General features: G+C 53.0%; 16 protein-coding genes and 1 pseudogene. 7 read left to right on the forward strand and 10 right to left on the reverse strand.

The annotated features are described in order from the left end of the window. Window positions 1-124: 124 nt before the first annotated feature. The 7 genes from sapF to pspF all read right to left on the reverse strand — a co-directional run bounded on the left by sapF (window position 125) and on the right by pspF (window position 9,529). Entirely contained in the window at window positions 125-940 is an 816-nt protein-coding gene (gene sapF, locus K6K13_RS09120; RefSeq protein ID WP_222161026.1) for a putrescine export ABC transporter ATP-binding protein SapF, read from the reverse strand. Beyond that, on the reverse strand, window positions 940-1,932 hold the full coding sequence (gene sapD / locus K6K13_RS09125; protein ID WP_222160505.1) for a putrescine export ABC transporter ATP-binding protein SapD: 993 nt from the start codon (window positions 1,930-1,932) through the stop codon (window positions 940-942). The genes sapF and sapD overlap by 1 nt, the downstream gene beginning before the upstream one ends. Before the next feature lie 15 nt (window positions 1,933-1,947). Then, window positions 1,948-2,838, reverse strand: a complete 891-nt coding sequence (gene sapC / locus K6K13_RS09130; RefSeq protein WP_222160506.1) for a putrescine export ABC transporter permease SapC — start codon at window positions 2,836-2,838, stop codon at window positions 1,948-1,950. Window positions 2,839-3,151: 313 nt separating this feature from the next. Then, window positions 3,152-4,231 carry a linear amide C-N hydrolase gene (locus K6K13_RS09135; protein ID WP_222160507.1) on the reverse strand — a complete coding sequence of 360 codons (1,080 nt, stop codon included), beginning with the start codon at window positions 4,229-4,231 and terminating at the stop codon, window positions 3,152-3,154. Between the two features lie 1,262 nt (window positions 4,232-5,493). Further along, window positions 5,494-6,459 carry a putrescine export ABC transporter permease SapB gene (sapB, locus tag K6K13_RS09140; RefSeq protein ID WP_222160508.1) on the reverse strand — a complete coding sequence of 322 codons (966 nt, stop codon included), beginning with the start codon at window positions 6,457-6,459 and terminating at the stop codon, window positions 5,494-5,496. After that, window positions 6,456-8,150, reverse strand: a complete 1,695-nt coding sequence (gene sapA / locus K6K13_RS09145; protein WP_222160509.1) for an ABC transporter substrate-binding protein SapA — start codon at window positions 8,148-8,150, stop codon at window positions 6,456-6,458. Before sapA ends, sapB begins: the two co-directional genes overlap by 4 nt. A gap of 386 nt (window positions 8,151-8,536) precedes the next feature. Further along, the gene (gene pspF, locus K6K13_RS09150) at window positions 8,537-9,529 is read right to left on the reverse strand and encodes a phage shock protein operon transcriptional activator (RefSeq protein WP_222160510.1); all 993 of its coding nucleotides are present in this window, start codon (window positions 9,527-9,529) and stop codon (window positions 8,537-8,539) included. 243 nt (window positions 9,530-9,772) lie between these two features. Between pspF and pspA the strand changes: the two genes are divergently transcribed. The 6 genes from pspA to tyrR all read left to right on the forward strand — a co-directional run bounded on the left by pspA (window position 9,773) and on the right by tyrR (window position 15,354). Next, entirely contained in the window at window positions 9,773-10,438 is a 666-nt protein-coding gene (pspA, locus tag K6K13_RS09155) for a phage shock protein PspA (RefSeq protein ID WP_222160511.1), read from the forward strand. 58 nt (window positions 10,439-10,496) lie between these two features. Then, the gene (pspB, locus tag K6K13_RS09160) at window positions 10,497-10,739 is read left to right on the forward strand and encodes an envelope stress response membrane protein PspB (protein WP_222160512.1); all 243 of its coding nucleotides are present in this window, start codon (window positions 10,497-10,499) and stop codon (window positions 10,737-10,739) included. A 20-nt stretch (window positions 10,740-10,759) separates the two neighbouring features. After that, window positions 10,760-11,119, forward strand: a complete 360-nt coding sequence (gene pspC, locus K6K13_RS09165) for an envelope stress response membrane protein PspC (RefSeq protein ID WP_222161027.1) — start codon at window positions 10,760-10,762, stop codon at window positions 11,117-11,119. 68 nt (window positions 11,120-11,187) lie between these two features. Then, complete coding sequence (locus K6K13_RS09170) at window positions 11,188-12,585, forward strand: YcjX family GTP-binding protein (protein ID WP_222161028.1); 1,398 nt, start codon at window positions 11,188-11,190, stop codon at window positions 12,583-12,585. Further along, entirely contained in the window at window positions 12,582-13,640 is a 1,059-nt protein-coding gene (locus K6K13_RS09175) for a TIGR01620 family protein (RefSeq protein WP_222160513.1), read from the forward strand. The genes K6K13_RS09170 and K6K13_RS09175 overlap by 4 nt, the downstream gene beginning before the upstream one ends. Before the next feature lie 142 nt (window positions 13,641-13,782). Beyond that, the gene (gene tyrR / locus K6K13_RS09180) at window positions 13,783-15,354 is read left to right on the forward strand and encodes a transcriptional regulator TyrR (RefSeq protein ID WP_222160514.1); all 1,572 of its coding nucleotides are present in this window, start codon (window positions 13,783-13,785) and stop codon (window positions 15,352-15,354) included. A gap of 48 nt (window positions 15,355-15,402) precedes the next feature. On the opposite strand, the gene tpx is transcribed toward tyrR, so the two are convergent. After that, window positions 15,403-15,906: a thiol peroxidase gene (gene tpx, locus K6K13_RS09185; RefSeq protein WP_222160515.1), complete on the reverse strand. Its 504-nt coding sequence runs from the start codon at window positions 15,904-15,906 to the stop codon at window positions 15,403-15,405. A 53-nt stretch (window positions 15,907-15,959) separates the two neighbouring features. Next, window positions 15,960-16,691 carry a murein tripeptide amidase MpaA gene (mpaA, locus tag K6K13_RS09190; RefSeq protein WP_222161029.1) on the reverse strand — a complete coding sequence of 244 codons (732 nt, stop codon included), beginning with the start codon at window positions 16,689-16,691 and terminating at the stop codon, window positions 15,960-15,962. 267 nt (window positions 16,692-16,958) lie between these two features. Here mpaA and K6K13_RS09195 point away from each other — a divergent pair. Next, window positions 16,959-18,504 (forward strand): annotated as a pseudogene (locus K6K13_RS09195) (peptide ABC transporter substrate-binding protein). A 49-nt stretch (window positions 18,505-18,553) separates the two neighbouring features. Here the strand turns inward: K6K13_RS09195 and uspF are convergent. Next, window positions 18,554-18,988 carry a universal stress protein UspF gene (gene uspF, locus K6K13_RS09200; RefSeq protein ID WP_222160516.1) on the reverse strand — a complete coding sequence of 145 codons (435 nt, stop codon included), beginning with the start codon at window positions 18,986-18,988 and terminating at the stop codon, window positions 18,554-18,556. Between the last annotated feature and the right edge of the window lie 45 nt (window positions 18,989-19,033).

The raw sequence follows: 19,033 nt of genomic DNA on the forward strand, positions 1-19,033 counted from the left end.
AGAATGCGTTAATCAGGGCGTTCGAAGTGAGTAAACCGGGAGATTCTAGCATGGTTGCCCCCCGTGGGGTACTCCGAGCAGTATCGCCCGTGCGTTTGCCGCGATGTGGCACTGGCGAATCTGGTTAAAACTGCGCGCCGTCACGGCGCCAGGCATCGGCACTGAGCGCTTCGCCAAAGTGGCTGGCAATCAGGCGTTTGGTCAAATCGTGCAGCGGTGCGGCCAACACGTCTGCGGTGCTGCCTCGCTCGACCACTTCACCGTCGTGCATTACCACGATCTGATCGCTGATGTGCTTCATCATGCCCAGATGCTGAGTGACATAAATATAGGAGATCCCTTGTTCTTCCTGAAGTTCCAGCATCAAATTAATGATTTGCGAGCGCATCGACATATCTAATGAGGCCAGCGCCTCATCAGCCACGATCACCTTGGGCTGCAAGATTAACGCCCGAGCCAATCCCACGCGTTGTTTTTGGCCGGGCGCCAGCGCCTGCGGGTAGTAGTAAGCGTGGTCCGGGCGCAGGCCTACCTGTTGAAGCGTCTGGTTGATCATTTTTTCCCGCTCATGACCGTTCAATGTGGTATTCAACCGCAGCGGCATATCAAGCAGTTGGCCGATACGCTGACGTGGGTTGAGCGCATTGCCCGCGTCCTGAAAAATCATGCGCACCTGCTGGCAGCGGAAGCGATAATCGCCGTAGCACAAAGGGTGATCGTTAATCAGCAGTTCACCGGAGGTCGGTGGAATGACGCCCGCCAACATTTTCGCCAGGGTCGATTTGCCGGAGCCGTTCTCACCGATAATCGCCAGCGTCTGCCGCTCTCGCAGCGTGAAACTCACCGATTTCACGGCTTCAACGTGTTGGCGGTGAAACAACCCGGTACGGTAGCGGAACGTTTTGGTCAGGTTGCGAGCTTCGAGCAGAATGTCATCCATCATTGCTCCTCCGTATTAAGCGGGAAATGGCAGGCAAACCAGTGATTTTTGGTCGAGACCAACAGCGGTGTCTGCATGCATTTTTTCTGCGAATAGGGGCAGCGTGGGCCCAAACGGCAGCCTACCGGCAGGTACTCCAGAGACGGAATCGCACCCGGCAGCGTGTTGAGTCTGCTTTTGTGCGGCAACGAACGCCCGAAATCGGGCATGGCGCGGATCAGCGCCTGGGTATAAGGGTGGTGGGGCGCGGTGATCAACTCTTCACTTGGCGCACTTTCCACCGTCTGTCCACAGTAAAGCACGTTGATGCGATCGGCCCATTTGCTCATGGTTTGCAGGTCATGACTGATCAATAAAATGGTGGTGTTATTGTTTTGGTTCAGCCGCGACAGTAGCCGGAAAATCTGTGCCTGCGTGGTCGATTCCATCGCATTGGTTGGTTCATCGGCGATCAGCAGACGCGGCTGATTCGCCAAGGCGATGGCAATCATTACCTTCTGGCATTCACCCTCCGTCAATTCATAGGGGTAACTGCGCATGATATCTTTATGATCTTTAATGCCGACCCGGTGCAACAGTTCGATGGCGCGGCGTTTGCGCCACTGAAAGCGTTGCCACCAACGACCTTTGTAGGTCCAGCCGGGAATGGCAAGCATCAGCTGTTTGCCAATGTGCTCGGAGGGATCGAGACAGGATTGCGGCTCCTGAAAAATCATCGACACATTGTGGCCTACCAGCTTACGCCGTGCGCGGGGTGAGAGTTGCAGCAAGTCGATATCATCAAAACGGAAGCGATCAGCCGTCACTCGCCAGTTATCTTTGGTTACGCCGCAGATGGCTTTAGCGATAAGGCTCTTGCCCGATCCTGATTCGCCGACCAGGCCGCGGATTTCCCCTTCAGTCAGGGTAATGCTGACACGATCGACGGCCTTGACCGGGCCGTCAGGCGTAAGGAATTCAATGGTCAGATTACGAATATCAAGTAGTGCCATGGTTCTTCTCCGCCATTAATCCATTTGTGACAGCAGGGAACGACGGATGCCATCGCCCAGCAGATTCACAATCAGTACGCTGAGGGTAATGGCCACACCCGGCAACATCACCGTCCAGGGCGCGGCATACACCAGTTCCAGCGAATTGCCTAACATGGCACCCCATTCGGGCGTTGGCATTTGAGCGCCCAGATCGAGAAAGCCCAGTGCTGAAATATCCAGAATGGCGATAGAGAGCGCGCGGGTAAACTCGGACACCAGCACCGGCACGATATTGGGTAACACCACGTACCAAATGATATAGCGGGTTGATGCGCCGTCTAACCGGGCGGCGATCACATATTCCTTATCCATCTCATCGTGTACGGCAGTGTAGAGCGTTCTCACCATGCGCGGCAGCAGCGCCAGCCACACGGCCAGCATAGCGTGCGTCAAATCCGGGCCGATAAAGGCAATCACCACGATAGCCAGCAGTAATGAGGGTATTGACAGTAACGTGTCAAGAATATGTTTCAACAATGCGGAGCGCAGGCCGTGTGTTACGCCTGCTAATGTGCCGAGCACAATGCCGCAGAAGGCCGCCGCATAGGTGACGATCAGCGCTGAACCGACGGTCGCCGCAGTACCGGTCAATAACCGGCTCAATAGGTCGCGCCCCAGATCGTCCGTTCCGAGAAAAAAGGAGACTTCACCGTAATGTGACCAGGAAGGGGGCAACAACTGGTAGCCCAAAAACTGCTGATCGACAGCATAAGGGGCGATGGCCGAACCAAACAGACACAGAAACAGCAGCGCCAAAAATCCGTATAGCCCAATCATCGCCAGCGTATCGCGATGGAAAAATTGCCAGATATCCCGCACGCGGCTGGGCAGGCGCTTTTCACTGTAAACGTTATCGAAGGGCATATGATTTCACTTGAACTGCTTTTGATGCATGTGGTGTTACTCTACTTATATCAATCATATCATTACCTTGGGTCAGAAAAACACCGAGACAAAGTAGAGATAATCGCTGATTCACACTGACTGGATGTCAGGTTCGTGATGTCCTGTGCTGCCGCTTTTTTACCGATACCGCCGGGGAAAGAAGCCCATAGCGTTAAGCATAGGTGATTATCCTTCTATATCCCTGTCGCAGGCAAGAGAGCGTGGGCAGCAATTTGCTCTCTGGAGGATCACCGACGGTTATGACCTGTGTGTCGAGCTACCGGAATGCCGTTTACTGCTCTGCATTTATTCTTTCAAAATAAGGCATTTTTTTGTCTTTCATTTTATCAAAAGAGAATTTGGTATAGTTAATATCAGCATATCCTTTCACCAGCATCTTTCCTTCCTTAAGGTCAGACAGGCTGGTCCATACGGTATATTCCGTCTGTGACGTTTTGACCTCTCCGCGCGCCTGCCGCTCGTCTACCGTGATGTCTTTAATACGATCAAACCTGTTCATAATATGAGCTAGCGTATTCATCGCGAGCGCAGCATTTACCGGTTTAGGTACAGAGGTGGTATAAAATACACCACGAATGAATCGGCCTACAGACGTGTCTGAAGAGGGGAGTGCCGCAATGGCAATACCGCTGTCTGGTTGACGGATTGATACGTTGCCAAGCGTTGCGTGAGAACGATCTATATTGGTCAAATGCGTATAGTTATTGAGATTCTGCAAGTGCCAGGGGAAACCTGGTCCATTGGTCATAACCCGAGTTGGATTTTCATAAACGGTTAATTTACCATCAACAGCTTCAATCACGATACTGCCGCCATCTTTATCATAGAAAGCATAATGAAGTGGCGCTTTAATATTACCAAATCCGTTAATAACAGGAGGCCGGAATTTGGTCTTTTCGACAGATGCTTTGACTTCACTGACGCGGGAAAATTGAGACAGGGCCCATTCGCCGATCGCCGTTACCGGGATAGCATTTTGATATTCATTAGGCTTTACATCATCAAGATCCGCACTGTTTATCAGACTCGCACTGAATGAAAGCCCCCCGCTGTTCATACCCTGGAAAATGTTATAAATATCACCGTCGTCATATACATTGGTACTAATGGCAAGTATTTTATAGTGAGACTGATAGCGAGCTCCCGCTTTGCCATCGGGTGTTTTATTCTGAAAAAGGGTATTTTCTGGGTAATAGGTTATCCATGAAGGTAAATCTGTGGTTAATTCAAGCGTGCGGCCATGATATAGATTATTATTGATGTCCTGAATGGCCAAGCAGGTAGAGGGTTCTGCGCTAAAGGGGGCAGAGGAAATCAGCAAAAACATAAAAAAAAGAAGGTGTTTTTTCATTCAAGATACTCCTTATGATTAAAGTAATAATGATTATCAATTAAGTATCTCTACCGCATACAGTCTATTGTAATGATACTCGATCAGAGCGCTAAATCAGTTCAAGTTAGAGCAACATATCAAGGATTCAACGCTGTTAATTATATCAGAACACGTGATTATTTCGAGTGTCAGAGCACCCTTTGGCAGAGGGAGGCTCTTTTTGAAGAACAGAGTCAATCACTGGTGGGCATCGCGCTGTTAGCCGATATGAGAGCGGTGATGATACACGCGGAGAGAAACCAACGCCGATTATAGCTGCCCGAGAGCACCGGCTGTGCTGAACCCTGTGGTGATGACGATTAACGAAATGGCAACGATATAAAGTGACGACAGTAACCGTTCGGTTTATTTGTCTATAAACAAGATAGGGTCTGAATGAAAGAGAGGTAGGGTCCTTCAACGCTGGGATATTAAGAGTGATAGTTAGATGGCGTGTCAGCCAGTTGGCTAGCGTCGTTGATTAATTCATGTAGAATCACAACACTTTTCACCTAGTTATCGCACTCATTGGTTGTGCAGTTATTTGCCAAAACCCCATAAACATCTTTGGTATACTCATTATGTATCACGAATGTGTTATGTCGTGTTAGCGTTATATCCCTAATGAGGCCTGCTATAGCCATTTTTAACTCGGTTTTTAAAGAAGATTGCACGTCATCACTGTCGGCATGCTTCATGTTAGAGATTAATTCAGAAATGTATTTTCTTTAGCTGTAATCCGGCTCGGGTTTGTGATAAGCGTTTAATTCGGTTACGTAAGAATTAATGATCCCTTTGTTATAGGTTGCAGCCCTTGGGGGGGCCGACATTGTCTTGTAATGTCCGCCACATAGGGTGTTGATGACGTTCTGAACCGACTCTGTTCATGGTGTTATCCTTAATGATTAATCATTAATGAATATCGTATCGTCGTGCTCCGCCAATGAATGGACTGCTGAATATTCTCCCCGAAAGAGAGAATAGGTAATATCAAAAAACATTATTGTGCTACGGGCGTCGCTGCCAGCGCATGTTAAACCTGCAAAGTGAAAATGCCTCAGCGCACGCCGATAATGTCGAGTGCATCTTCAAGCGTGAAAAAGGGCTGGGGTGAGTGGTCCTTGTATGGCTACCCATGAAGGTCTTCACTCATGATGAGATGTAGATACGGTGTGTTGATCACCTTAACGCATGAGTGATTACTCAATCGGTTGATGTCTATTTATTATTCTGTGATAGCCCTATCGCAGGGCATACCATTCCTTATGTTTCAGTGAATTCGCCATTGCGCCCCAAATATCGGACAGCACATTAACCGTAATCACCATCGCTCCGACCACCATAACGCCGGCGGAGATAGCGGAATAATCCTGCTGGCGAATGGCATCCACCAGCCAGCGTCCTATACCGGGCCAACTGAACACCACTTCGGTAATGATCGCCAGCGTCAACATGGTGGGAAACTGAAGTCCTAGCTGCGGTGCAATGGGCGGTAGCGCATTACGCAGCACATGGCGGCGAATAATGGTAAGGCGCGACAGACCGCGGGTGGCGGCGGCTTTGACATAATTCTTGCTGATCACATCCGTGGTGCTAATGCGCATCAGACGAATGACTTCCATCGTGGGGCCGACGGCCAGCACAATAATCGGCAAAATGAGATGGCGCACGGCGCTGATCAGCATTTCATCGCGATAAGGAGAATTGGACAACCAGGCGTCAATGAGCGCAAACCCAGTCACCGGCTCAACCTGATAAAGCAGATCGAAACGGCCTGAAACCGGCAGCCAGCCGAGTTGCAGTGAGAACAGTAACGTCAGCAGCAGCGCCAGCCAAAATACCGGAATAGAGAAACCCACCAACGCGATGGCGCTGATGATGATGTCAGGCGTTTTATTGCGCATCACCCCCGCGGTGACGCCGAGCGGGATGCCGACTAACAAAGAGAGTGAGAAGGCCAACACGCACAGTTCAATGGTGGCGGGAAGCACTTCCTTTAATTGCACACTGATCGATTCGCCGTTAATCGACGAAATACCCAGATCGCCGCGCATCAGGCTGCGCATAAAGAAGCCGTAGGCGTCGAACAGCGTGGCGCCGCCCAGTGGGGCGTTGGGGGTGTAGTAACAGAGGCTGAAGCCGACCAATGTGAGCAGCATCAGGGTTATCAGCAACAGCAACAGGCGACGCAGGGTAAAAATGATCATGGCTGCTCTCCCTCTTTACCCACCTGCGGTGGTGCTTCCGGCGTCGGGGTCTCACCTAACTCGCGATACACGCCGGCGAAAGAGGCATTGCCGAAGGGGCTCAATATCAGCCCTTTCATGTCATAACGGTAAGCCAGCATACGCAGCGAAGAGGCCAACGGCAGCACTGGTAATTGCTGCGCTAATATCTGTTGGGCCTGTTGGTAGTACTCAATGCGTTTGGCCAACTGCTGTGAGGTAAGGGCGCTTTGTAGCACACTGTCGAACGTAGGATCGCACCAATGCGTGTAGTTGGTTTGCGAGTGAATGGCAGCGCAACTGAGCAGCGGGCGGAAAAAACTGTCAGGATCGTTACTGTCGGTGATCCAGCCGGAGAGCGTCAGGTCATGGCTCATCTCCATCAGGCGAGCCTCCTGAAAACGGCCTTCGACCGGAACAATGGTCACTTTAACTCCCACTTGCGCCAAATCCGCCTGAATCAGCTCAGCGGTCTTTAACGGGCTGGGATTATAGGATTGCGATGCAACTGGCACCCACAGCTTGAGGTTAAGGTCGGTTGCCCCAAGCGTTGTCAGCAGGTGGCGTGCTTCTTCCGGGTTGTATTCGGTAATGCGCGATTCGCTGTCATAAGCCCAAGAGGCGCGGGGTAGCAGAGACGCCGCGGTTTCTGCCGTGCCGTAATAGATGGACTGCATCAAACGATCATTGTTAATTGCCAGCGCAATGGCGCGGCGAATGCGCATGTCATCCAACGGCGGTTTACGCACATTGAAGGCGAGATATGCGATATTCATCCCGGGACGCAGCGAGAGCCGTAACCGCGGGTCGTTGCGCAAAATAGGCAACTGATTGGCGGCAGGGTAAGCCAGCACGTCGCACTCGCCGGTCAGTAATTTAGAGAGACGACCGGTGCCTCCGACGCCCAAATCGACAACCACCTGCTGCATTCGTGGTTTTCCACGCCAGTAGCGATCGTTGCGCATCAGGCGCAGATACTGCCCGCTGCGATAGGCTTCCAGCCGATAAGGACCTGTACCGACGGGTTCACGATCTAACAGTTCCTTTCTGTCCTGTTTGATCAACTGCTGGCCATACTCGGCAGAAAGTACCGGTGCATAGTGGGTTGCCAGGTGCCACAAAAAAGAGGCATCTGGGCTGTTAAGGCGGATTTCCAGCGCATAGTCGCCCAGCTTGCGGATGCTTTGTACCACATCGGCAAACTGCAAACTGGTGAAATAGGGGTATTCACCGCCGTTCACGTCATGATACGGGTGGGTTTTATCCAGCATTCGTTGCAAGCTGAAAATCACATCATCGGCGTTTAACGGGCGGGTAGGCGTAAACCAATCGGTGGTTTGAAACGGCACATCGTGGCGCAGATATAAACGGTAGGTCGCACCGTTATCCAGAACCTCCCAGCGCTGGGCCAGTTCCGGCATCAAGCGGTAGGTGTAAGGATCCACATCCAGTAGCCGATCGTAAAGCTGTGCCGCCAGCGTATCGATTATTACGCCGCTGCGCGCCATCTGCGGGTTGAAGGTGTTGACCACGCCGTTGACGCAGTACACGAAACCGCTGTGGCGGATATCTTCCCGCTGCGTCTGTGCGGGGGCTGCAGCGAACGCAGACCCTATCAGGCAGGCGGAGAACAGCGCGCCTATTTTGATCAGGCAGGAGGTGTATCCAGACATACGATGCGCTTACGTTGGCTAAAAATCAGAGTTGTCATGATAAGAGTGTACCGCACTCTGCTAAAGTGCCCCACTGTGTCGATGCTCACCTGCTGTATTTTCCACCAAATTCGATAAAACATGAACATGGTTCGTCAGGGGGGGGGCGATAACGTGCCGGGTGCATAGTGTCACAGAGGTAAAGCTAAACCAGAAAGAACCCTACCGTTACTACGGAAATGAGAAAAATTCTCAACAAAGTGCTTTACAACTGATACTGATAACTATTATCATTAATCTCGCACTCCAAACGGCTTCTCGTAAGCGCGCAAGGGGAGCACGACATTGCTCACATTGCTTCCAGTATTATTTTAGCCAGCGTTTGCTGGCTTTTTTTTGTCTGCAATTTATGCCTCACCGCTGGTGATGTCATGCTTTTTCAGCAGTCCGCGCAGCTGATGGTAGGTTAAGCCGAGTAGTGAAGCTGCTTTACGTTGATTAAAACGCGCGTGAGACAGTGCCTGTTCGATCAAGGCTTTTTCTTGCACCTGCTGCCATTCTCGTAAGGCTAACGGCAGAGACGGTAGGGCGCTTTCCTCAGACGGTTCAGCGAGTGGCGTTTCAACAGCGCGTTGAAACGGGTTAATGATGATGGCATCCAGTGGTTCGGCAGTTGCACCGTGTCGATAGACCGAACGCTCGACCACGTTTTTCAATTCGCGCACGTTGCCGGGCCAGGCGTAATTCAGCAGGGTATGACGAGCGTGTGCAGAAAATCCAGTGAACAACGGGAGATGCAATTCCCGGCACATTTGGATAGCGAAGTGTTCTGCCAGTAACATGATATCCTGTTGGCGTTCGCGCAGCGGGGGCAGTTGCACCACATCGAAGGCCAGCCTGTCGAGCAGATCGGCGCGAAACTTGCCAACCGTAGCGAGTGCGGGCAGATCTTCATTGGTGGCACACACCAGACGTACATCAACCTGAAGCGGCTGGCTGCCTCCCACACGCTCCAATACGCCATATTCAATGACGCGCAGCAATTTCTCCTGCACCAGCATTGGTGCCGTTGCCAGCTCATCAAGGAACAGCGTGCCGCCGTCAGCGCGCTCAAAACGCCCCAGATGACGGCGCTGCGCGCCGGTAAACGCGCCGGCTTCATGGCCGAACAGCTCTGAATCCAGCAGATTTTCATTAAGCGCCGCACAGTTCAGGGAGATAAACGGGCCTTGCCAACGTGGCGACAGGTAGTGCAGGCGGCTGGCAATCAACTCCTTGCCAGTGCCCCGCTCACCTAATACCAGCACTGGCTTGGTGAGCTGTGCCAATTGTGAGACCTGTTCCAGCATCTCAACAAAGCTGTTGGCTTCGCCCAGTAGATTCTCCTGACCTTTGTCCATCAGATACCACCTTTTGCCGCGGTTAATTTTACCAACTGTTGGTGTATTTAACTAATCTATCCGATGAGGTTTATTTGTCAAAAAAATAATAATCAATAAATTCATATGGATAATTTTTTGGCCATGTTGGCACGCATCTTGTAATAGCAAGGGAGAACGCTAAGGTTGGTCGACATCAAGCATGACGAATCAACATCACCACCCAGTGCATGCGCACTGTGATATGACCAAGAGGACACTGTAATGGGTATTTTTTCTCGTTTTGCCGATATTGTGAACGCAAACATCAATTCGTTACTGGACAAAGCGGAAGATCCGCAAAAGCTGGTGCGCTTGATGATCCAGGAAATGGAAGACACACTGGTCGAAGTACGTTCCACCTCGGCGCGGGCGCTGGCGGAGAAAAAGCAGATTGCGCGTCGCGTCGAGCAGGCTGAATCCCAGCAGGGGCAATGGCAAGAAAAAGCCGAACTGGCGTTGCGCAAAGATAAAGACGATCTGGCTCGTGCAGCACTGCTTGAAAAGCAGAAACTGGCCGACGTGATTGTGGTGCTGACCCGCGAAGCGGAAAATGTGGATGAAACGCTGACGCGCATGAAACGTGAAATTGGTGAGTTGGAAAACAAACTTACGGAAACCCGCGCTCGCCAGCAGGCGCTTTCGCTGCGCCATCAGGCAGCGTCTTCCTCTCGCGATGTGCGTCGTCAACTCGACAGCGGTAAACTGGATGAAGCGATGGCCCGTTTCGAGCAGTTCGAACGCCGTATCGATTCGATGGAAGCGGAAGCTGAGAGCGTCGGTTTCGGTAAGCAGAAATCGTTGGATCAGCAATTTGCCGAGTTGCAGGCTGATGATGAAATCAGCGCTCAGTTGGCCGCGTTAAAAGCAAAAATTAAACCAGAAGCCTGATGGCGGCCAGTTTGTTGGACCGCTCGCACCACACTAATACGCCTATCAAGGAGATATAATGAGCGCTTTGTTTCTTGCCATCCCATTGACCATTTTCATGTTGTTCGTGGCCCCGGTATGGCTTTGGCTGCACTACAGTCAGCGCAAGCAACGTGATGCGGCGCAAGGGGAGGCATCCTGGGGGCAAGGCGATCTCCAGCGTTTGACCACGCTGTCTCAAGAAGCGAAGCAGATGCGCGAGCGGATCCAGGCATTGGAAGAGATTCTGGATGCAGAGCATCCCCACTGGAGGCAATCATGATAAAAGGAAAATTGAACACGATGATCAATTCGCACGGTCGCAAGCTGTACCGGTTACCGCAAGAGGGCATGATTAAAGGTGTGTGCGCCGGGCTGGCGCGCTATCTGGATGTTCCGGTGAAACTGCTGCGTGTCATTGTGGTACTGTCGCTGTTCTTTGGTCTATTTTTCTTTACGCTGGTGGCGTATATCGTGCTGACCTTTGTCCTCGATCCGGCACCGGAGGGCGCTTATGACCACGATGATAATGCCGTGCGACCAAGCCAAACGCTGAGCGAGGCCGATGCGGTACTGCGTGACAGTGAAGCGCGTTTGCGTGACATGGAGCGCTATGTCACCTCGGAGACCTTTGCGGTACAGAGCTGTTTTCGTCAACTGTGATGTCATCTACTGGCGTATAAATCATGAGGTATAGAACAAGGAGTGACGGATTGCCCCTACAGCAACCTTTGCATCATTTACAGCATGAATTTGAAGCCCTGGTAAACCGCAGCGTCGATCGCCAACTGCGGTTGGCTGTAACTGGGTTGAGTCGCAGCGGTAAAACCGCATTCATTACCGGATTTGTCAACCAGCTGCTCAACGTGCATAACGGCGCGCAGCTGCCGCTTTTTTCCGCGGTGCGGGAAGGGCGATTACTCGGCGCAAAACGGGTTCCTCAGCGCAATCTGGCAGTGCCACGCTTCGCCTATGACGACGGCATGATGTCGCTGTTTGGCGATCCGCCACAGTGGCCGACGCCGACTCGCGGTGTCAGTGAAATTTGCCTGGCGCTGCGATACCGCTCCAACGATTCGCTGCTGCGCCACTTTAAGGATACCTCTACCCTTTATCTGGAGATTGTCGATTATCCCGGTGAATGGCTGCTGGATCTGCCGTTGCTGGAGCAAAATTATCTCGCCTGGTCGCGGCAAATGCTCGGATTATTGCAAGGCGAACGCGCCCTCTGGGCTAAGCCGTGGTTAGATTTGTGCGAAAAACTCGATCCACTGGCTCCCGCAGATGAAAATCTGCTGGCCGAGATTGCGCAGCGCTACACCGATTACCTGCTGCGCTGCAAGCAGGAGGGGCTGCATTTTATTCAGCCTGGGCGCTTTGTGTTGCCGGGGGAATTGGCCGGTGCGCCGGTTCTGCAATTTTTCCCGTGGCCGCAGGCGCAACAACTGGGAGACGTCGCACTGGCGCAGGCGGATGAAAAAAGTACGCTTGGTATGCTACGCCGTCGCTATAACTATTATTGTCAGACCGTAGTAAAAGGTTTTTACAAGCACTACTTTTCACGTTTCGATCGCCAGATTGTGTTGGTGGATTGCCTGCAACCGCTCAATCGTGGACTGCACGCTTTTACTGATATGCGTCTGGCGCTGACGCAACTCATGCAAAGTTTTCATTACGGCAAACGCACCTTGCTGCGCCGTTTATTTTCGCCGTGCATCGATAAACTGATGTTTGCGGCTAGCAAAGCGGACCATATCACGGCGGATCAGCATGCGAATCTGGTGTCGCTCTTACAGCAACTGGTACAGGAAGCCTGGCAGAATGCGGCGTTTGAAGGCATCACCATGGATTGCGCGGGTATTGCCTCCGTTCAGTCAACCCAAAGTGGTATCGTGGAGTATCACGGACAGAACTTGCCCGCGTTGCGCGGACATCGTCTTAGCGACGGTGAACCGCTGACGCTCTATCCCGGTGAAGTGCCCGCGCGTTTGCCCGGCGCCGCCTTTTGGCAGCAACAGGGCTTCCATTTTGAAGATTTTCGACCTCAAGCGATGAACGTTGATACGCCGCTGCCACACATTCGGCTGGACAGCGTCATGGAATTTTTATTGGGGGACAAATTGCGATGAGTGAACCGCTAAAGCCGCGCATCACCTTTGATGACGAGGCACCCTCGGCAACCGCATCCACGCTACGCAGTACCGTTGCCTTTGATGATGATGCCTCGCGTCACTTCTCCCCGACGGTGCCCGAAGCGGAATTGAGCCGCGAAGGCGAGGCGGAAGCCGCCGTTGAAGCGGCATTGCGACCACGCCGCAGCCTATGGCGCAAGCTGGTGATGGCGGGTCTTACCTTATTCGGCGCCAGCGCGGTTGCGCAGGGTATCCAATCGGTACATACCGCTTGGCTGGAACAGCAGTGGATCGCGCTGGGTGGGTTGGCGGCGGGCGGCATGATAGTGGTCGCCGGTGTAGGCTCACTGATTGCCGAATGGCGGCGTTTGTACCGTTTGCGGGCGCGTGCCGAAGCGCGCGATAAAGCCCGTGAGTTGCTCGGTAGCCTCGCTGTTGGGCAGGGGCGCGATTTTTGTGAAAGGCTGGCGCAGCAGGCCGGGTTGGATGACGGACATCCTGCACTCCAGCGTTGGCGCGCCTCGCTGCATGAGACTCACAACGATAAAGAAGTGCTGGTGCTGTACGCCAATGTGGTGCAACCGGTGCTGGATAACCGCGCACGCCGCGAGATCAGCCGTTCGGCCGCCGAATCGACGCTGATGATTGCGGTCAGCCCACTGGCGCTGGTGGACATGGCTTTTATTGCCTGGCGGAACCTGCGTCTGATCAATCGTATTGCCGCGCTTTACGGTATTGAACTGGGCTATTTTAGCCGCATTCGTCTGTTTAAATTGGTGCTGCTGAATATCGCTTTCGCCGGCGCGTCAGAGATGGTGCGTGAAATTGGCATGGACTGGATGTCGCAGGATCTGGCTGCGCGCCTCTCAGCACGCGCTGCACAGGGTATTGGCGCCGGTTTGCTGACCGCGCGACTCGGCATCAAGGCGATGGAGCTCTGCCGTCCATTGCCTTGGCTCGATGATAAGCCGCAGCTTGGGGATTTCCGGCGTGAGTTGGTCGGGCAGATCAAAGCTGTGGTACAGAAAAAAACCACACCAACGCCGCCGTAACGCCCACGAGCGCTTGAAATAGCGCCAACGGGAAAAAAGATGTTGCCACCTGTCAACTTTTGCTGACAGGTGGCTTCATCCGTGGAAGGGGACGCGGTATGATGCCAGTGATATCCATTCCCCTGGAAGAAGGTAGCTGTTAATGCGTCTGGAAGTCTTTTGTGAAGATCGAATTGGCCTGACGCGCGAGTTGCTGGATTTGCTGGCCTCGCGCGCTATTGATTTACGGGGCATTGAAATTGACCCCGCCGGACGGATTTACCTGAATTTTGCTACGCTCGGTTTTGACGATTTTCGCGTACTGATGGCGGAGATTCGACGTATCGAAAGCGTGCGCGACGTGCGCACCGTGGCATTTATGCCTTCCGAGCGTGAGCAGCGCGCGATGAGCGCCGTATTGGAATCGATGCCTGAGCCGGTTTTCTCTCTCGATCTGAAAGGCAACATTGAATTGTTCAATCCGGCGATGCTGGCGCTGTTTGAACAATCGGCTGACAGCATCAGCGCTGTCACCATTAACCAGTTGATCCCCAATTACAACTTCACACGCTGGTTGGAGCGCGACGATCGCAGGCTGGAAGCGGAACGTGTAGTGATCCGTGGACAAGATTTCCTGTTGGAAATCACGCCGGTGTATTTGGATAATGATGCGGGCGAAAGCGTGATTGCTGGCGCGTTGGTCATGCTGAAATCGGCAGTGCTTATGGGCCGCCAGTTACAAGATCTGGCGGTTAACGATGAAAATGAATTCAATCATATCGTCGCCGTCAGCCCCAAAATGCGTCAGGTGGTTGAGCAAGGTAAAAAGCTGGCCATGCTCGATGCACCGCTGCTGATCGTCGGTGATACCGGAACCGGTAAAGATATGCTGGCCCGTGCGTGCCATCTGCGCAGTTCTCGCGGCAAAAAGCCTTTCCTGGCGCTCAATTGCGCTTCATTGCCTGACGATGTGATGGAAAGTGAACTGTACGGCCACGCACCGGGGGCTTATCGCAATGCGTTGGAAGGCAAAAAAGGCTTCTTTGAGCAGGCTAATGGGGGGTCTGTACTGCTGGATCAGGTGGGCGAAATGTCGCCGCAGATGCAAACCAAGCTGCTGCGTTTTCTCAATGACGGTACTTTCCGCCGGGTAGGGGAAGAGCACGAGGTTCACGTTGATGTCCGGGTGATTTGCGCCACGCAGAAAAATCTGCTGGAGCTGGTGCAACGCGGTGAGTTTCGTGAGGATCTCTACTACCGGCTTAACGTGTTGATGCTTGCCTTGCCGCCGCTGCGTGAACGTCCAGCAGATATCATGGCACTCACCGAACTGTTTGTGGCGCGTTTTGCTGATGAGCAGGGCATTGCCAGACCGCGCATTGCGCCGGAACTGTATCATCTGCTGCCGCAGTACGGGTGGCCGGGTAATGTGCGTCAGTTGAAAAACACCGTTTATCGTGCGTTAACCCAGTTGGACGGGCGCGAACTGCGCGTGCAGGATATCGATCTGCCCTCGTTCACCCTTGATACCGTACAGAACGATGATTTGCTTGAAGGTTCACTGGACGATATCAGCAAGCGCTTTGAACGTTCGGTGCTGACCCGCCTCTATCAGGCTTATCCTAGCACGCGGAAACTGGCAAAACGTCTGGGTGTTTCCCATACCGCCATCGCCAACAAATTGCGCGAATATGGGTTGAGCCAGCGTAAAGCTGCCGATGAGGCGGAGGAGTAACCAAAAAAAACGGCTGCCTCGGCAGCCGTTTCTTTTATCCGCGGAGACTTATTTCAGTGCAGCCAGCGCGGCATCATAATCGGGCTCGGTGGTGATCTCGTTCACCAACTCGCTGTGCAGCACGTTGTCTTGCTCATCCAATACCACCACAGCACGTGCTGTCAGTCCGTGCAGCGGACCAGCAGCGATAGCAACACCGTAGTTGTCCTTAAATTCTGCACCGCGCAGCAAAGAGAGCACCACCACGTTGTTCAGACCTTCTGCACCACAGAAACGCGATTGTGCAAACGGCAGATCGGCAGAGATGCAGAGAACCACGGTGTTATCCAGTTCGGAAGCCAATTGGTTAAATTTGCGCACGGAAGCGGCGCAGACACCCGTATCGATACTTGGGAATATATTCAGGATTTTACGCTTACCGGCGAACTGGGTCAGCGCGACATCGGAAAGGTCCTTGGCAACCAGTGTGAAGGCGGCAGCCTTAGCGCCTTTCTCTGGAAAGTTTCCGGCTACAGCGACAGGATTGCCTTGAAAATGCACATTTTTTGACATTTCTTTGTCCTTTAATTACAGGTGGTTAACACGCTCATCAGTGTAGGGCAACATTAGCAACATTGATATAAAAACTTTTGTTGCAACAAGGTGACACAGGTGGACAAGTAGCGTTCGCTCGCGTCGTCGGCGGAAATCGCAGGCAGTTCTAACGTGATGCAGGGCAATTGGCGTTCTGCGCACCAACTGCCAAAAGAGCCCGGCGTGGGGTAACCAATATGTTCGACCTGCGGCAACGAGAAGGCCTGTGAAAGCCATGCTGCCAGCGTAGAACGGTCCGGATCGTCAACACAGGCAAGCGGTTCGTGGAAGGTGACAACCCAGGCCGGATCGAGACGTTCAATCAGCGAACACAATGCCTGGGTTTCAGGCTCTGAGCCTGGAAACGCACCGGTGGACAGTTGCACGTCGCGTTCAGGCGTGGCGCTGTTCCAGCGATAGACCGTATTGGCTTCCTGCCAGTTAGCGGTGGGGAAATTGCGGTTCAGATCAACGCCATTGGCATTGGCGCGCAGACCAAGCTGGCAGCCGTCCGGATTGACGCACAGCACCAGATGCTGATGACGTTGTCCGGGGAGCAGCGTTCGTAGGGCGCAGGAGAGAACGGCGATTGACGCGGTTTCATCACCGTGTGTGCCGGCGAGAATCAGACCGGTATCGCTGCTGGCGTGCTCGGCAGGAAAGTAGAGTAACGGCGCGCCCAACGCGGATGAACCATAGCGCTCACCGGATACCTTAAGGGGTCCACGCTGGTGGCGTGGTGTCAGCAAACACGTGCCCGTCATCATGATGCCAAAGCCTCATTGTGGTCATACATCAGCATACTTCATCACAAAAGGGGTGATGAACAAAGCCTTATTCGTGCCCCGTTTCGCATTGATACACACAGAGCGCTAACCCAATAAGGCGACATAGCCCATTTCCCGCTATCATGGTTGCAATACACTGTGAGTGATACCGTAACCTGATGATGGATGAGGTGAATGGCGATGCAATACCCTAATAATACCGGGCTTAAACGGGGCCTGCTGGCGGTCATTTTGGGCACAACAATGGGCAGTGCCGTGGCGGCGAATGTGCCTGCTGATGCGGTATTGGCGGATAAACAGGAAATTGTTCGCCATATCAAGGATGAACCCGCCTCTTTGGACCCAATTAAAGCGGTCGGTTTGCCTGAAGCTCAGGTGTCGCGCGATCTGTTTGAAGGGCTGCTGAATCAGGACGCACAAGGCCGAGCGATCCCCGGCGTTGCGTTGCGTTGGCAAACCAATGACAACCGAACCTTTCTGTTTACACTGCGTGATGATGCGCGCTGGTCGAATGGCGATCCGGTGACCGCACAGGATTTTGTCTACAGTTGGCGGCGTCTGGTTGATCCCGCCAACTCCTCGCCGTTTGCCTGGTTTGCCCGTCTGGCGGGGATTGTGAATGCTGAGCAGATCATTGCCGGGACTCAGACGCCAGATCAGTTGGGCGTGACGGCGGTAGATGCGCATACGCTACGCGTGCAATTGACTAAGCCAGTACCTTATTTTATCAATCTTGTCGGCCATTTCAGCCTGTTTCCGGTGCACCAGAAAACCGTTGAGCAATTTGGCAATGACTGGACTAAACCGGGGAATCTGGTGGGTAACGGCGCATTTGCGCTCAAAGAGCGCGTGGTCAACGAGAAGCTGGTGCTGACACCTAATCCTTACTACTGGGATCGTGCCAACACCCGTTTAACCAAAGTGACCTTTGTGCCCATCAATCAGGAATCCAACGCCACTAAGCGCTATCTGGCGGGGGATATCGATATCACCGAATCTTTCCCGAAACAGATGTACCAGAAGCTGCTCAAGGATGTGCCGGGACAGGTGTACACGCCGGAGCAGTTGGGAACGTACTACTACGCCTTTAACACCCAGCGTGCGCCGGGCGCTCTCCTATGCGATAGACCGCAAGATCATTGCCGAAAAAGTGTTGGGCACCGGAGAAAAACCGGCCTACCGCTTCACGCCTGATGTGACCGCCGGGTTTACGCCGGAGCCTAACCCGTTACAGCACTACTCGCAGGAAGAGTTGGATATGCAGGCCAAAGCGCTGATGGCGGCGGCGGGGTATGGGCCTGATCGTCCACTGACGCTCTCACTGTTGTATAACACGGCGGAAAACCATCAGAAAATTGCTATCGCTATCGCGTCGATGTGGAAGCAAAAGTTGGGCGTCAACGTGAAGTTGACCAATCAGGAGTGGCAAACCTATATCAACAGCCGTAACAGCGGTGATTTTGATGTGATCCGCGCATCCTGGGTAGGTGATTACAATGAAGCCTCGACGTTTCTGTCCTTGCTGACTTCCACCCACAGCGGAAATATTGCGCGTTTTCACAGTGCGGATTACGATCGCGTGGTCAATGATGCCAGCATGAAAACCGATGCTGCAGCGCGCAACGCGCTGTATAACCAGGCCGAAAATCTGCTGCTGGATGCCGCGCCTATCGCCCCTATCTATCAATACACCAACGGTCGCTTGATCAAACCCTGGGTAAAAGGTTACCCGATCACCAACCCCGAAGATGTGGCTTACAGCCATACCCTCTATATCTTGAAGCATTGATTATTATTGTCAGCGATTATGCAGCCCGTTTTGCGCGGGCTGCCTACGGCTAGCGAACGACAAGCACCAAACAGGTGGCGTGTCGCACCACGGCGGCCGCGTTGGAGCCCAGTAAAAAGGTGGTGGCGCTGGGGCGGTGGGAGCCGATGATGATGAGGTCAGCATCGAGTGAGTCAGCAAGCTTCAGGATTTGCTCCTTGGGCGTGCCGGTCATGATGTGCGGCATAATCCTGTCTTCCGGCAGGTTAAAACGCTTAATGACCTCGGTAAATGCCGCGCTGGTGTTGCGTTTCATCTCCTCGATATCGGGCAGCCCGGCAGGATAGGTTACACCAAGGGTGGTGTAATAGGGGTATGAAGGGATCACGGTAAGAAAGTGCACGTAGGTGTCATGCAGCTTGGCCAACGCTTCTACGTGCGCCACAACGCGTTGCGTTAATTCATTTTCAGATATGTCGATGGGAACGAGCACGGTCTTATACATATCACCTCCTGTTCATCATCTGATGTGGAAACAAGAGCTCACTGA

Origin of the sequence: Symbiopectobacterium purcellii, from assembly GCF_019797845.1 — a bacterium.
In the GTDB taxonomy this organism is placed as follows: Bacteria; Pseudomonadota; Gammaproteobacteria; order Enterobacterales; family Enterobacteriaceae; genus Symbiopectobacterium; species Symbiopectobacterium purcellii.